This is a genomic window from Candidatus Binataceae bacterium, from assembly GCA_035650475.1.
In the GTDB taxonomy this organism is placed as follows: domain Bacteria; phylum Desulfobacterota; class Binatia; order Binatales; family Binataceae; genus JAKAVN01.
On record DASRHP010000012.1, the window covers coordinates 941,104 to 956,665 of the forward strand.

At 66.2% G+C, this 15,562-nt stretch carries 10 protein-coding genes; 6 read left to right on the forward strand and 4 right to left on the reverse strand.

From position 1 onward, the window contains the following. Positions 1–12: 12 nt before the first annotated feature. Entirely contained in the window at positions 13–2,604 is a 2,592-nt protein-coding gene (locus tag VFB33_15950; GenBank protein HZO83188.1) for a ComEC/Rec2 family competence protein, read from the reverse strand. A gap of 92 nt (positions 2,605–2,696) precedes the next feature. Here VFB33_15950 and VFB33_15955 point away from each other — a divergent pair, with 92 nt between their 5' ends. After that, positions 2,697–4,142 (forward strand): M48 family metalloprotease, encoded by a 1,446-nt coding sequence (locus tag VFB33_15955; GenBank protein HZO83189.1) that lies wholly within the window; start codon positions 2,697–2,699, stop codon positions 4,140–4,142. A gap of 14 nt (positions 4,143–4,156) precedes the next feature. On the opposite strand, the gene uvrC is transcribed toward VFB33_15955, so the two are convergent. Beyond that, the gene (gene uvrC / locus VFB33_15960) at positions 4,157–6,442 is read right to left on the reverse strand and encodes an excinuclease ABC subunit UvrC (GenBank protein ID HZO83190.1); all 2,286 of its coding nucleotides are present in this window, start codon (positions 6,440–6,442) and stop codon (positions 4,157–4,159) included. 85 nt (positions 6,443–6,527) lie between these two features. On the opposite strand from uvrC, the gene VFB33_15965 reads away from it, so the two are divergent. After that, positions 6,528–7,373, forward strand: coding sequence for a glucose 1-dehydrogenase (locus VFB33_15965; GenBank protein ID HZO83191.1), 846 nt, complete (start codon positions 6,528–6,530; stop codon positions 7,371–7,373). A 46-nt stretch (positions 7,374–7,419) separates the two neighbouring features. Here VFB33_15965 and uvrB read toward each other — a convergent pair whose 3' ends face one another. Beyond that, positions 7,420–9,669 carry an excinuclease ABC subunit UvrB gene (gene uvrB, locus VFB33_15970; GenBank protein ID HZO83192.1) on the reverse strand — a complete coding sequence of 750 codons (2,250 nt, stop codon included), beginning with the start codon at positions 9,667–9,669 and terminating at the stop codon, positions 7,420–7,422. A 239-nt stretch (positions 9,670–9,908) separates the two neighbouring features. Between uvrB and VFB33_15975 the strand changes: the two genes are divergently transcribed. From VFB33_15975 to VFB33_15990, 4 genes are all read left to right on the forward strand, one after another. Then, a complete protein-coding gene (locus VFB33_15975; GenBank protein HZO83193.1) occupies positions 9,909–11,030 on the forward strand; it encodes a mechanosensitive ion channel family protein in 1,122 nt (373 codons plus the stop codon). A gap of 334 nt (positions 11,031–11,364) precedes the next feature. Further along, positions 11,365–12,114 (forward strand): hypothetical protein, encoded by a 750-nt coding sequence (locus tag VFB33_15980; GenBank protein ID HZO83194.1) that lies wholly within the window; start codon positions 11,365–11,367, stop codon positions 12,112–12,114. A 545-nt stretch (positions 12,115–12,659) separates the two neighbouring features. Next, the gene (locus VFB33_15985; GenBank protein ID HZO83195.1) at positions 12,660–13,250 is read left to right on the forward strand and encodes an OmpA family protein; all 591 of its coding nucleotides are present in this window, start codon (positions 12,660–12,662) and stop codon (positions 13,248–13,250) included. A gap of 569 nt (positions 13,251–13,819) precedes the next feature. Beyond that, positions 13,820–14,215, forward strand: a complete 396-nt coding sequence (locus VFB33_15990) for a hypothetical protein (GenBank protein ID HZO83196.1) — start codon at positions 13,820–13,822, stop codon at positions 14,213–14,215. A gap of 102 nt (positions 14,216–14,317) precedes the next feature. On the opposite strand, the gene VFB33_15995 is transcribed toward VFB33_15990, so the two are convergent. Beyond that, positions 14,318–15,538: an acyl-CoA dehydrogenase family protein gene (locus tag VFB33_15995; GenBank protein ID HZO83197.1), complete on the reverse strand. Its 1,221-nt coding sequence runs from the start codon at positions 15,536–15,538 to the stop codon at positions 14,318–14,320. Between the last annotated feature and the right edge of the window lie 24 nt (positions 15,539–15,562).

Below are 15,562 nucleotides of genomic sequence, written 5' to 3' on the forward strand. Positions count from 1 at the left end.
CGCCTGCTCGCGTTACTCGCCGCGCGCGATGACTGCCGGCGGCGCCGGCGGCAGGTTTATCGCCCCACCGTTGTACGTGCGCACGCCAATCGAGTCTGGCGCAAACTCGATACTGACCGCGCCGTCCATATCCGTGCGCAAAACCAGCGCACCGGATTCCCGGTAACGCTCGACCACCTCGGGCGCCGGAAAATGAAAGCGATTGCGGTAGCCAAGCGAGACGACGGTCACGCGCGGGTGCACCGCCTCGACGAAGGGCGCACTCGACGAGGTGCGGCTGCCGTGATGCGGCGCCTTGAGCACCGTCGAGGCGAGCTCGGACTCGGGCACGTGGGCAAGCAGGGTCCGTTCGCCTTCCGCTTCGAGATCGCCGGTAAACATCACACTGCGCCCGCGCTGCGCAATCCGCAGCACCATCGAGAGATTGTTGCTGCTGGCGACCTCGCCGGGTTGCGGATTTAGACAGCGTACGGTTGCACCGGCGATTCGCACGGGCGGCATCGCAGAGTTGACGATACGCACCGGGATATCTTCGGCTGCGATCTGAGCCATCAAGGCGCGGTAGGCGGCGTCGGTACTGATGGCGCCGCTGGTCCAGAACTCGGCGGGCGAGAAATTGCGCGCGACGAATGCCATCCCGCCGAAATGGTCGAGGTCGGGATGGCTCACCACCAGGTAGTCGACGTGCATGATCTTCTTCGTCCACAGGTAGCGCGCCACCACGCGCTCGCCGAAATCGAAACCATCGGGCCACGCGCCGCCCGCGTCGATCAGCATCACGCGCCCGCCGCCGAAGCGCACCACCGCCGCGTCCCCCTCGCCCACCGAAAGGAAGGTCACCCGCAGGCCCTGATCGAACCATCGCGCGCCGCTCCACCACCCCGCGTCTGCCGCCGTCGCTACAGCGAGGAGCGCGAGCGCCGCGATACGCCAGCGTGCAGGGGGGCACAAGCGCACGGCGGAGCCGACCGCAGCCGGCCTGGGTTGCCCGGCGGGCGCGGCGGCGCCTTCGGGCCAGACGAACGGCCGGCTCAGCCATAGCAGGAGCCATCCGTAGGCAATCGCAATTTCGAGCAGTGTTGGCGTGAACGTCCTGAAATAGGCCGCCGGCCATTCGACAAACCATCCGGCAAGCGCCGTCCCCAGCCAAAGCGCCCATCCCGCCATGCGCAGCACCGGCACGCCCAGGGTTGGCGCGACGAGCCCGACCAGGCATCCCGCCAGGCCGCATACCACGCCGCCCAGCGCCATCACCGGCACCACGACCGCGTTGGCGACCACGCCTACGGCCGAGAACTGGTTGAAGTGATAGGCGGTGAGCGGCGCGACACCCAGCAACGCCCAGAATGAAACCGCGACATATCCCCCGACCACGGCCGCCATACGCATCGCGCGGGAGGGGGGGCCGGCGATCACGTCGCGCCGCTCGAGACGCAGCCGCCACCAGGCCGTGAAGCGCCGCATCCCGAGCACGATCGCTATCACCGATACGAATGAGAGTTGGAAGCCGATATCGCCGCTCGAGCCGGGCATCGCAAGGCAAATCACGATCGCGGCCAGCGCCAGGCTCGCCATCACCTCGCGCGCGCGGTCCGTGACCACCGCCAGCGTATACGCCAGCACCATCACCAGCGCGCGCGTGGTCGAGACGTGATGCCCGGCGATGGCGGCATATGCCATTACCGCCAACGCGGCGCACGCGGCGGCGAGCTTGTTCGCGTAGCCAAGCGCACACAGCGAAGAGACGAGCGACATCACTAACCGCACAGTGGCGAAAGCGGCCGCGGCGACGCAACCAAAGTGGAGCCCGGAGATCACCAGCATGTGGGCAAGGCCGGTGCGCGCGAAGCGCTCGCGCAGCCCGCGCGTGATTCCGCCGCGGTCGCCGATCACCAGTGCGCGCAGTTCCGCGCGCTCATCGCCGACGAGACCGGCGTCGATCAGCGCACCGATCCGCGTGCGTACTGCCGCGATTTGCGCCTGCGGAAAGCGGCTGCGATGGCCGATAACGGCAAGCGCCGTATCGCTGCGCGGGTTGAGCACGAGGCGCGCGGCGATTGCGTTGCGCGCGAGGTAGGCGGCGTAGTCGAATTCGCCGGGGTCGCCGAAGGCGCGCGCGAAACGCAGCGCGCCACGCAACTCCACCTCGTCGCCGACCCGCACGTCGGCGCTGCCGCCGATTACGGTTACGCGGATCGTGCCGCGGACCCGACGCATCGTGGCCGCGTCGAGGCCCGCGCGCTCGACATCGACGTACACGTACTCGCGATCCGCAAAGCGCTCCGGCGCGCGGTCGATCCATCCCTCAACCGTGACGGTCGCACCGTCAGCGAAACTGGCCAGGCTTGAGCGGCTGCGCGGCGGCGCGATGGTCTTGCGCGCCGTCGATGCCGCCGCGGCAGCTATCGCGATCAGGGCGAGCGCCATCGCGACCGCGGCTGTGCGCCGGATATAGAGGAGAAGGGCACCGAACGCCGCCACGGCGGCCGCCCACGGCGGAGGGGCGAACGTGCAGAGGCCAAGCGCGTCGCCCGCGACGATCGCTCCGGCGACCAGATAGATCGGCGCGATCTCGAGTAGCGCCGCCGATAAAAAAGATGTCACGTCCTATTGTGAGGCGGATAATGTAAATGATGCGCACGGCAGAATTGCGGTTTGCACGACCCGAAAAGATCAGCCGGCTAGTTTTAACCGCTATGCTCGCGGCAGCGGCGCTCACGCTCGCGCCCGCCGGTTGCGCGGTCAATCCAGCCACCGGCCGAACCGCCCTGACCGGCTTCACCACCGCGGCGGACGAGGCACGCATCGGGCGCGAACAGCATCCGCAGATCCTGCAGGCCTTCGGCGGCGCCTACGAGGGCTCCGGACTCGACGCCTACGTCAATCGGATCGGCCAGGCGCTGGCGCGCCAGACCGAACGCACCGACGTGACCTACACATTCACCATCCTCAACTCACCGATCGTCAACGCGATCGCCACCCCCGGCGGCTACGTTTACATCACCCGCGGACTGCTCGCGCTCGCCGACAACGAGGGCGAGGTCGCCAGCGTGCTCGGTCACGAGCTCGGCCACATCACCGCGCTCCATCACGCGCAGCAGCAGAGCCGCCAGACGCTGGCCTCGCTCGGGATCGCCGCGCTCGCGATCGCGACCGGCGCCCCCGCCGCGCTTATCCAGGGGACGCAGCTCGCCGCGCTGGCCTATCTGCGCAGCTTCTCGCGCGAGCAGGAGTACGAAGCCGACCAGCTCGGCGCCCGCTACATGGCGCGCGCCGGCTATGACCCGCGCGCCGCGGTTGCGTTCCTGCGCAAGCTCCAGGCCTACACCACGCTTCAGGAGACGATCCTCGGACAGCCGGGCCGCGCGGAACGCTTCGGCTTTCTCGCCACCCATCCGACCACCGCGGATCGGATCGAGAGCGCCATCGCAGCCGCCAGGGTAACGGTCGTTGCGAATCCGACGGTGGGACGCGACAGCTATCTCGAAGCGATCGACGGGATGCTTTACGGCGAACCGGCCTCGCAGGGCTACATCCGCGGGCGCACGTTCAGCCATCCGCTTTTGCGCATCAGCTTCGAGGTCCCGCCCGAGTACCAGCTGTTCAACACGCAGAACGCGGTCTTCGCGCCCGGCCCCGGCGAGGCGCTGATCGTCTTCGACGCCGCGCCGCAGCCCGAGCGGCTGCGTCAGATGACGATGGCGCAGTACGTTGGCGGCGCCGGCCGCACCACGCTTAACGGGGTCACCGCGATGCGCGTCAACGGGCTGGAGGCGGCCACCGGATGGGTCAACGTACAGACCAATCGCGGCCCGATGGAGCTCAGGCTGGCGGCGATCCGCACCGAACCCGCGCGCGTCTATCGCTTCCGCTTCCTGACCCCGCTCACGCTGCTGGCGCAGCTTGGTCCAGGCAACATGCGCACGATCCAGAGCTTCCGCACGCTGAGCCCGGCCGAGGCGGCGGCGCTCAAACCGCTGCGGGTGCGTGTGGTCATGGTCAACAAGGGCGACACCGTGGCGGCGATGGCGAAGCGGATGGCGTTCGAGACCTATCGCGCCGAGCGCTTTCGCGTGCTCAACGGTCTCGCTCCGGGCGCGGAGCTGACTCCCGGCCAGCGGGTCAAGATAATCACCGAATAGGCGCGCGCGGCGCGTCAGTCGGGGTCAGGAGCTGCGTCGCTTGGGCCGGCGTCGGTGGACTCGTCGTGCGCGAGCGCGAGGTCGAGCTGCGCGTCGTCGGCGGATGCCTGCACGTTGGCCGCGGCCTCCTCGGCCGCCTCGGCGCGCTCCTCATTGTCGAGCAGCGCGTGCATCGTGTCGAGGTAACGCCTGACTTCGGCGGCCAGCTCGCGATTCATCCCCTTGACCACCGCCAGCTCCTCGACGCTGGCCTGGCGAATCCGCCGCAAGCTGCCGAAATGCGTCAACAGGGCGCGCCGGCGCACCGGGCCGACTCCTTCGATGTCGTCCAGCACCGAGCGCAGGCGCGCGCGCCTGCGCAGCTCGCGGTTGTAGGTGATGGCGAAGCGATGAGCCTCGTCGCGGATGCGGACCAGAAGGAAGAGCGCGGTCGAGTTCTTCGGCAAAACGATCGGGTCTTTGCGGTTGGGCAGGAAGACGCGCTCCTCGGACTTGACCACCGAGCGCGCGCGCGGCGCGTTGAGCACGTGCTGCTTGGCGAGTCCGACCACGTCGATCTGGTCGAGCAGTTTGAATTCGCGCAATACCTCAAGCGCTACATTCAGTTGCCCTTTGCCGCCGTCGATCACCCACAGGTCGGGGTATTCGCCTTCGGCGACGGCGCGTTTGAGCCGGCGGCTCAGCACCTCGTACATGCTGGCGAAATCGTCCTGCCCCTCGACCGTGCGGATCCGGTAGCGGCGGTACAGTTCCTTGCGCGGCTCACCCTCGTCGAAGGTCGCCTGCGCCCCGACCACCATCGAGCCCTGCAAGTTGGAGATGTCGAAGCACTCGATGCGCTTGGGCGTGTTACGCAGATGGAGCCGCGCGCGCAGCTCTTCGAGCATTCGCTCGCGCGTGTTCTCGTTGTCGCGGCGCGCGGCGAAGCTCTGCCGCGCGTTGTCCATCGCCATCTCCAAAAGCCGCAGCTTTTCGCCGCGCTGGGGAACGAGGAACTCGACCTTCTTGCCGCGCCGTTCGCTGAGCAGTTCGGCGCGCGCCTCGGCGTCCTCCAGCGCGACCGGCACGATCACTTCGTCCGGGATGTTGCGGGCGCCGGAGTAGAATTGGGTGAGCAGGTCGGCGAGCACATCCTCGTCGGCGAACTCGAGGTCCTGGAAACTCCATCCCTGCGTGCTGGTGAGCTTGCCGCCGCGGACCATCAGGACGATCGCCTCAATAAAGCCGCCCTCGCGGTAGAGCCCGAAGACGTCCTGGTCGATGCCCCAGTGATGGAGCACGGTCTGGCGCTCGACCGTCTTTTCGATCGCCCGCACCTGGTCGCGCACGCGCGCGGCGTCCTCGAACTCCAACCGTTGCGCGTGCGTGCGCATCCGCTCGCGCATCTCCTTGAGCAGCTCCAGGTTGCGCCCTTCGAGCAGCATCTGGGCGGCCCGCAGATGGCCTTCGTACTCGGCGCGGTCAACGGGCAGACAGCACGGCCCCAGGCATCGCTTGATCTGGTACTCCAGGCACGGGCGGGCGCGGTTTTTGAACACCGCGTCCGAACAGGTCCGGAGCGGGAAGACCTTGCGGATGACGTCGATGGTCTCGCGCAGGCCGTCGGCCGAACCGAAGGGGCCGAAGTATTTGCCGCCGTCGCGCACGATCCTGCGGGTGACCATGATCCGCGGCCAGGGATGATTGGTGATCTTGGCGCTGAGATACGACTTGTCGTCCTTGAGCCGGATGTTGTAGCGCGGGCGATACTGCTTGATCAGATTGTTTTCGAGTATGAGCGCTTCCTTTTCGCTGCGCGCGACCAGCACGTCGAAGTCGCGCACGCGGCGCATCAGAAACCGCACCTGGAAGCGGGTGTCGCCGCTCTCGCGGAAGTAGGCGCGCACACGCGCGCGCAGCGACTTGGCTTTGCCGACGTAGAGCACCTTGCCCGGCGCGCCGCTCGGGCTCGGCCGCTCGCGCAGCAGATAGACGCCCGGCTCTACGGGAATGGCGTCGAGCTTGCGCTCGAGCGCGGCGTCGGCGTCGGCCGCCACCGGCGTCTCGGCGCCGCCCCCGTCCGGCGGTGGGTAGCTGACCAGCGAGTCGAAGCGCCGGCGCTCGGCGGGCAGCACCAGGCTGGCCTGCGCGCCGGCGCCGCCATCGCCGCCCGCAACGGAGTCAGCAGCATCGACCGCTCGCGACGGCGACGCTGCGGCCTGCTCCGCAGCGTCGCCGCCACGGGCGCGCTGATGCATCCCCTCCGCCGCACGCACCATCGCCGCCGCCGCGCGCCGGTCTCCGATTCGCTCTTTGGACATCAATCGTGGATTATACCATCATCACCGCTTCGGCCTGACCGGCTTTGGGCCGGCGCGCAGCGGCGGCCAAACGAGGGGTTTCATCATGGGCAGATTGGACGGCAAAGTCGCGGTGATCACCGGCGCGGCCAGCGGGATGGGCCGCACGACGGCGGCGCGCTTCGCGGGCGAAGGCGCGGCGGTCGTGATCGCCGACCTCAACGAAGAAGGCGGCGCCGCCGCGGTGCGCGAGTGCAAGGAAAACGGCGGCCGCGCCGTGTTTCAGAAGACCGACGTAACTTCCGAAGCCGCGGTCAAGGCGATGGTCGAGCGGGCGGTCAGGGAGTTCGGCCGCCTCGACATCACTTTCAACAACGCCGGCCTGGGCGGCGCGCTCGGAAGTATCGAGCACACCACGGTCGAAGATTGGGATCGCACGCAGGCCGTCCTGTTGCGCGGGGTGTTCCTCGGGATGAAGCATTCGATTCCCGAGATGCGCAGGATCGGCGGCGGTTCCATCATATCGACAGCTTCGGTGGCCGGGCTCGCCGGCGGCCACGGTCCGCATTCTTACAGCGCGGCCAAGGCCGGCGTCATCAATCTCACGCGCTCGGTCGCGCTCGAAGCCGCCAAGGACAAGATCCGCGTCAACTGCATCTGCCCAGGCGGAATCAACACGCCGATTTTCAACTTCGTCTCGCAGGACCGCGAAATGATGGAAAAGCTGCTGGCGCGGCTCCATCCGCTCCAACGCGCCGGCCATGGCGAGGATATCGCCAACATGGCGCTCTTCCTAGCCAGCGACGAGTCGGAGTGGATAACGGGCGCCGCGATGGTGGTTGACGGCGGGCTGACGGCGGGGCGCAACGTCTTCGCTGACCCCGACTTCGGCGGCGGGATGTACGCGCCGGCCAGCATCTACGCGGGCCCGTCCTTCGAGGTCAAGCGCTAGGTGTCAGAAGCTGGCTTGGCGGAAATGCTTCGCTTCTCTCAGAAGCCTATTTCGGCGGGTCGGGGATAAGCGTCAGGCGGCCCTGGCGCGCGCTGGACGCCGCGGCACGGCCGCCGCGCGCGCCGCGGCCCCTGCTCCGACCGCGCTGCGGCAGCGGCTTCTCGCTCACGTCCTTGATCTTGTGGCGCTCCAGCCGCGCGCGCATCGCGTCGCTGGCATGCTGATGGGCCGAGCCCGGCGGCGGCGCGGGTTTGGCCGCCTCGCTCCTGGGCTGGTCCATGCCGAAGACCTGCCGCTCGAGCCGCTTTATCCGGTCGCGCAGCTCGGCCGCGCGCTCATACTCCAGCGCCTCCGCCGCCTCCATCATCTCGCGCCTCAGCTCGCTGATCCGGTCGGGCAGCTCGTGGGCCGCAATCACTTCGCGCTCGGCCGGCGCTTCCTCGACTTCCGGTACCACTGCCCACTCCGGCGAGTACATCTCGACCAGCGAGGCGTCGATTGCCTTGACGATCGACTGCGGCGTGATCCCGTGCTCCTCGTTGTAGGCGATCTGCTTGGAACGCCGACGGTTGGTTTCGTCGATCGCGACCCGCATCGAGGGGGTAATTGCGTCGGCGTACATCAATACCCGGCCGCGGGCATTGCGCGCGGCGCGCCCGATGGTCTGGATGAGCGAGCGGGCCGAACGCAGGTAGCCTTCCTTGTCGGCGTCGAGGATCGCGACCAGCGAGACCTCGGGGATATCCAGCCCCTCGCGCAGCAGGTTGATGCCGACCAGCACGTCGAACTCGCCCTTGCGCAGGCTGCGGATGATCTCGACGCGCTCGATGGTTTCGATGTCTGAGTGCAGGTAGCGCACCCGCACGCCGAGGTCGTGGTAGTAATCGGTGAGGTCTTCGGCCATCTTCTTGGTCAGGCAGGTGACCAGCACGCGCTCGCCGGCCTCGACCCGCTTGCGGATTTCGCCGAGCAGGTCGTCGACCTGGGTGCCCGCCTTGCGCACCTCGATCTCGGGATCGATAAGCCCGGTGGGCCGGATGAGCTGTTCGACGACCAGTCCGCCCGAGACCTTGAGCTCGTAGTCACCGGGCGTGGCCGAGACGTACACAGACTGGCGCACCAGCGACTCCCATTCCTCGAAATTCAGTGGTCGGTTGTCGAGCGCCGAGGGCAGGCGGAAGCCGTACTCGACCAGCGTCTCCTTGCGCGAGCGGTCGCCGCGGTACATCCCGCCGAGCTGCGGGATGGTGACGTGGCTCTCGTCAACGAACAGCAGGTAGTCGCGAGGAAAGTAGTCGAGCAGCGTCGGCGGCGGCTGGCCCGGCGCGCGGCCGGTCAGATGGCGCGAGTAGTTCTCGATTCCTGGACAGAAGCCCATCTCGGCCAACAGCTCGAGGTCGTACAGCGTGCGTTGCTCGAGCCGCTGCGCCTCGAGCAGGCGGTTTTCGCGGCGGAAGAATTCCAGCCGCTCTTTGAGCTCGGCGCGGATGTTGTGCACCGCCTGTTCCATCCGGTCCTCGGTGGTGACGTAGTGCGAGGCCGGATAGATCGCCACGCTCTGAAGCTTGCGGATCACCTTGCCGCGCAGTGGATCGACCTCGTAGAGCGCCTCGACCTGGTCGCCGAAGAACTCGATTCGCACCGCGCGGCTCTCTTCGTAGGCTGGGAAGACCTCGACGATGTCGCCGCGCACGCGGAAGGTGCCGCGATGGAAGTCGTAGTCGTTGCGCTGGTACTGGATGTCCACCAGCTTGCGCAGCACCCGGTCGCGCTCGATCTCCTGGCCCTCCTCGACGAAGACCAGCATCTCGAAGTACACCTCGGGCTCGCCCAGGCCGTAGATGCAGGAGACCGAGGCGACGATCAGGACATCGTTGCGCTCGAGCAGCGCCTTGGTCGCCGAGTGGCGCAGCTTGTCGATCTCGTCGTTGATGCTGGCGTCCTTCTCGACGTAGGTGTCGGTCGAGGGAACGTAGGCCTCGGGCTGGTAGTAATCGTAGTAGGAGACGAAGTAACGGACCGCGTTCTCCGGAAACAGGCTCTTGAACTCATTGTAGAGCTGGGCGGCCAGCGTCTTGTTGGGCGCGATCACCAGCGTGGGCCTGTTCACGTTGGCGATTACGTTGGCCATCGTGAACGTCTTGCCCGAGCCGGTGACGCCGAGTAGCACCTGGTGGCGCACCCCGTCGTGGATGTTGCGGCTGAGCGCTTCGATCGCCGCCGGTTGGTCGCCCTGCGGGCGATAGTTGGAAACCAGGCGGAAGACGCCTTCCTTGCCGCGCGCCAGAGAGAGCACGGCCGTTATTTTAGCAGGTGCGTCGAGCGGGCGGCGAACAGCGCCGCGCGCCTTTGCGCACAGCGCGCCATGCTGCATCCCGATGCGGTCGGCAAAACGCGGGGCTCCGCGAGATTGCGTACGGCAAACCGAACGATCCAGAATTTAACCGTCAGCCCGATTATTCCGTCCCGCTGATCTTGAACGCGCCGGCGGCCGGGCGGCACGCCGCCCGATCCGCGATCTCGCGAGGTGACCCGATGAGCGCGCTTACGACGGTCGATTGGATTGGAATCGCGATCAACGCCGGCGTCTTCGTCGCCGCGCTGGCCGCCGGGTTCGCGCTGAGCGCGGCGGCGCTCTCGCTGATGCGCCGGCTGGCGGCGCGTACGCAAAGCACGCTGGACGACTCTCTCGCCCGGCACTGCGCCGGTCCGCTACGACTGATGCTCCCGCTGCTCGCGCTGGACCTCGTGCTGCCTTCGCTCGCGATACCTCCGGCCGTGGACAATCCGGTCCGCCACGTAATCGGCCTACTGCTGATCTACGCCGTCGCGTGGCTGACGATCAGGCTGGGCTCGGTTGTCGAAGACCTCCTGGTCGAGCGGTTTCGTGTCGATGTGAAAGACAATCTCAAGGCGCGGCGGATACGCACGCAGTTCGTGGTCTTCAAACGGGTGTTGACCCTGGTGGTGACGATTATCGCGGCGGGAGTCGCGCTGACCACTTTCGACTGGGCGCGGACGATCGGCACCAGCGTCCTGGCCTCCGCCGGGATCCTCGGCCTAGCCGGCTCGCTGGCCGCGCGGCCGACGATCGAGAACCTGGTCGCCGGGCTTCAGATCGCCCTGACTGAACCGATCCGGCTCGAAGACGTCGTGATTGCCGACAACGAGTGGGGATGGATCGAGGAAATCACCACGACCTACGTCGTGATGCGCACCTGGGACCTGCGCCGGCTGCTCCTGCCCATCTCCTATTTCATCAAGACGCCCTTCCAAAACTGGACCCGGCAGAGCGCCGACCTGCTCGCCTACGTTTACCTCAACCTCGATTACCGCACGCCAATCGAGCCGCTGCGCCAGGAATTCACGCGGATACTCGAGGCAAGTCCGCGATGGGACCGCAAGGTGTGCGTGCTGCAAGTGACGGACGCTACCGAGCGCACGATCCAGATCCGCGCCCTGGCGAGCGCCGCCGACTCGTCGCTGGCGTGGGACCTCAGGTGCGAGGTGCGCGAGAAACTTATCGACTTCATCCAGCGCAACTACCCCCATGTTCTGCCGCGGGCGCGGGCCGAGCTCGACGGCGAACTCAACACCCGCGTGCTCGCACCCGACGGTCTGCGGCAGTCGCAGCCTCAGGGTGGACCCGCGTTGTGAGCGCGCCGAACAGCCGATCAAGTCTGACGCCTGGATGGAAAAGCCCACCTCGAAGGTAGTTGCGCTGTTGACGCGTTCGGCGAAAAATCGGCGAATGCCCAGTTGAAGGTATCGTCGTTGCACCAATTACGGTGGCGCGTTGCACCTTTGCGTATTGCCCAAGTCTGGTCCGTCCATCTTTTGCCCGTTTGATCAGGCAAAAACGAGCACCGCGACGGCCAAATTGAGTGGCATCGGCCATGCTTTTGACGACAGAGTCGTTGTCGCTTCGTCAGGAATGATTCCCGGGGCCCAGCGGCGACCGGGGAGGAGGCAAAAACCTATTATGAGGAGAATGCTGAAAGAACTGCTGATGGCTGCAGTGCTGACCTTGGCCGCAGCACCGGCGATGGCGCAGTCAAACGCCCTTCAGAACTACTACGGCTTTCTCGCACAGCATCCAGAGCTACAAAACGCGTTGACTGGTAACCCGAGCCTCTACCGCAGCCCGGGCTTCATGACCCAGCATCCGACCCTTTGGTCGTACCTCCAGCAGAACCCGAGCGCCTACCAGGCGATGCTCGCCAAAGCGCCATCCTATCGTCCGGACGGCAACGCCTACGCGCTCGCTAATTTTCTCCATTCCCATCCGCAGGTGGACCAAGCCTTGGCAGTGAATCCCGCGCTATCGACTGACCCTACCTTCCTCGCGCGGCACCCCAATTTCAGGCGTTTCCTGCAAAAGCATCCGGCCGTGCAGCGCCAGATGGCCGCTCGTGGGTGGAGCTTCAATCAGTGGCAGCGCTATCATCGATGGCAAGAGCGTAGCCAGTGGCGCGACGCCGACGATTGGAGCGATCGCGACTGGCGCGACCAATGGAGGCGTCAGCGCGCCCTCGAACAGGCTGAGGAACGCGAGGAGCATGAGGAGTTCGAGGAGCATGAGCATCACGACCACGGCAAACACCTCGGCTGGTACAAGCATCACGGCAAGCACCGCGACGACGGTGACGACGATGCGCCGGGCGCGGCGAACTACGCTTGGCACCACGGCCATCACGGCGGCCATGCGCACCACGGGCATCACGGACACGACATGGATTGAAGGGCAGCTTTTCCCGCCGGCACGTTGAAGTGCTGAGAGAGAAGGGCCAAAGCTCAAGGTCTCGGCTGAAGGCCGGGCCGGCGATGAGCCGGTCCGGCCTTTCTCTATGCTGACTTGGCATTTTCAAGAGGCTGCACAGATTCACCGGGCCCGTCGATTTGAACGAAATCACGCCCAAAATGCGCCAATGTTTTCGCTAGCGACTCGCTAATAACAAATTCGACGCAAGTGAAAACACAACGATTGTTAGAATTAAGTTGCTCCAAATTGTTGCAATACACCCGAAGCGCTCCCTATATTTTTAGCGGCGTATCGCTGGGTGCAGCGCCGAAGCCGGCGCCTTCGCTCACAGCTCGCTGAGGCCAGCATCAGTTCCGGGGCGGCTTCGACTTGGTTCAGTGGCGCGCTGAACGGGTTTATTCGGGCCGCGCCGACGTCCTTCAGCGCCCGGACCACGGAAAGGAAGGGTTATGGCAGGGAGAAGTCGAGGAAAGGGGATTGTGGCCCTGTGCCTAGCAGCCTCCGTTGGCTTGGCGGGCTGCGGGATGACGCAGGAGCAAAAGGACTACACGATCTATGGGGCCGTGGCCGGCGCCGCCCTTATCGGCGGCGGTATCGGTGGCGGAGTTTACGCCGCCGATAACAGCGATAACTGGCCCGCGATCCCGGCCGGGATCGTCGGTGGCGCAATCATCGGCGGAATCATCGGGTACCTGATGGCGCCCGCGCCGCCGCCTCCGCCACCCCCTCCCCCGCCGCCGCCTCCTCCGCCTCCGCCGCCGCCTCCACCAGCGCCGGAGAAGTTGATCCTGCGTGGCGTGCATTTCGACTTTGACAAGTCCAACATCCGTCCGCAGGACGCCGCGGTGCTGGACGAGGCCGCCGACATCCTCAAGGCGCATCCGAACGTGAACGTCAACGTAAACGGCTACTGCGATGCGATCGGCACGGTGCGCTATAATCAGAAGCTGTCCGAGCGGCGCGCGGACGCGGTCGTCAAGTACCTGGCCGACCACGGCGTCGCTGAGAGCCGGCTGATTCCGCACGGCTACGGCAAGACGCACTTCGTGGCGACCAACTCGACGCCCGAAGGGCGCGCCCAAAACCGGCGAGTCGAGCTGGTGCCAATCCAGTAGACGCAGCCAGCTAACCATGGACGGCGGCCGCAGCCCAATTTGGGCTGCGGCCGCCGCCGTACCGCGGCTGACCGGCGTGTGCGTCCGCTTCCCTCCAACGTCCCTGGCGCACCGGATTGACATGCCCAGGCGGCGTGGCTCCGCCTTCGGTTTACAGCGCGATTCTTCGCTTACGCGGGCTTGAGGCTGTACCTCTTTACAGAGCTTCGCGGCGCGCAATAATTGTCGTGCAACCGGAGTTTCGGGGGGCGTCTATGGGCTATGTTTGGCGGGGATGCACGAGGGCCTTTTCGACAGCCGTCGGCATGATCGCACTCGACCTGTTCCTGCTTCCACTCGCCGCAACAGCGCAGTCGCTGCTACCTCACCCCCCCTCGGCCCCAGCTGCGGCGCCAACCTCGGCAGCATCCACGAAGCCGACAGTCCCAGGCGCCTCGATCATGGTGCCCGCCGCCGCAACGGCCCGCTCTTCATCGACTGTCGCGATGACCGGCGCAACTTCGCCCGCCCTTCCCTCTGGATCTCAACCCGCCCCCAACGCTTCCGCTGCCAAGGCGGTGCTTAAGGGCGTGGACGGCCAGAGTATGGCGGCGACCGCCGAGAAGCTCAGTCCTCTGATGATGCGCGCGCTCAAGCAGTTCGAGATCGCCAAGGCCTCGTTCGCCGGCTTCTGCGAGGACTGGCATCGCAAGCTCGCCGAGCGCGAGGCAGACAACCTCGCCCACATCACTTGGAAGCTTCAAAACGGGATGGAGACCGGCACCTATGTCGGCTATGGCCCGATCGAAAGCTGCACCTGCAAGCAGGCGCACAACGGCGTACCAATTGGCGAACTGACCTACAAGGAGTTGGACAACACGCTAACCGGCAAGACAATCGAGGAGGCCTTGCACGCCAAGCCCTCGGTGACCACAGTCCCCACGCGCGAGATCTTCAGTTGGGACAAGGGCAAGTGGTACTACTGAAGTGCCTATCCGCCCTTGCGGCAAGGGCAAAGGCGGCCGGCTCCGACGAGCCGGCCGCTTTTTTTTTCGATTCCCAAATGGTCGTCGGCGCCGCGCGCGCGTTCAGTTGAGCTCCTTGCTTGAGTAGTTGAGAATGCGGCGGGCGACGATCAGCAGGTTGATCTGCTGGGTGCCCTCGAAGATGTCATTGATCTTTGCGTCGCGCATCCACTTTTCGACCAGGTAGCGGCGCGAATAGCCCAGTGGCCCCAGCATCTCTACCGCCTTCTGCGTGATCTGGGTGACCGCCAGCCCCGCCTTGGCCTTGGCCATCGAGGCCTCCAAGTTGTTGCGCATCCCCGCATCCAGCATCCAGGCCGCGCGCCAGGTGAGCAGACGGGCGGCTTTGAGCTGGACTTCCATCTCCATGAAGTCGCGCTCGATGGCGCTGAGCCGACGCGGCGAGAGGCCGTAGCGAATCTCCACCTTCTGTTCGCCGAGGAAGTCGCGTACGAAGTCGAGCGCGGCGCGTCCCACCCCGATCGCCATCGCCGCCACGATCGGCCGGGTCGCGTCGAACGTCGCCATTACGTCCTTGAACCCGCCGCGGTCGCGCTTCACCTCGGGGCTACCCAGAAGATGGTCAGCCGGGATCCGGCAATTGTCGAAGACGATTGCCGCGGTATCGCTGACCCGGATACCGAGCTTCTTCTCGAGTCGTACCACCGACATCCCGGGAGTCCCGTGCTCGATCACGAACGGCTTGATTCCTGCTCGCCCGGCGCTCTTGTCCACCGTCGCCCAGACCACGACGAAGCCTTCGGACTTTTCCGCCGCCATCCATCCAGAGGTGCAGAAGATCTTGGTGCCATTGATCACCCAATGGTCGCCGTCGCGGGTGGCGGTGGTGGTTATTGCTGCGGAATCCGAGCCGCATCCGGGCTCCGTGATCGCCATCGCGCCCCACTTGGGCGGGCCGCTGCGGAACGGGGCAAGGAAGCGCTGCTTCTGCTCGGGCGTCCCCGCGGCTCCCACCGCCGCGCCGCCCAGTCCCGCATTGGGAATCGATAGGAACAGGCCGGCGTCGCCCCAACACAGCTCTTCGGTGGTGGCGACGGTGTAAAGGTTGCGCATCCGCGGCCCGCCCTGGCCGCCGTCGCCGCCGCCCATCGGATCGCCGCCGGGCGCGGTGGTCGCGGCCCACATGGCATTGATGAAGTCCCAGGGCTTTTCGTGCTCGCGCTCGTCGTACTCGCGCGAGATTGGCCGCATCATCTGCTCAGCCACCGTATGGTAGAGCTGGATCCGCTTCTGGGTCTGCGGTTCGAATTCGAAGTCGATCATCGTCGGGGCCCTCTTCCTCGCTGG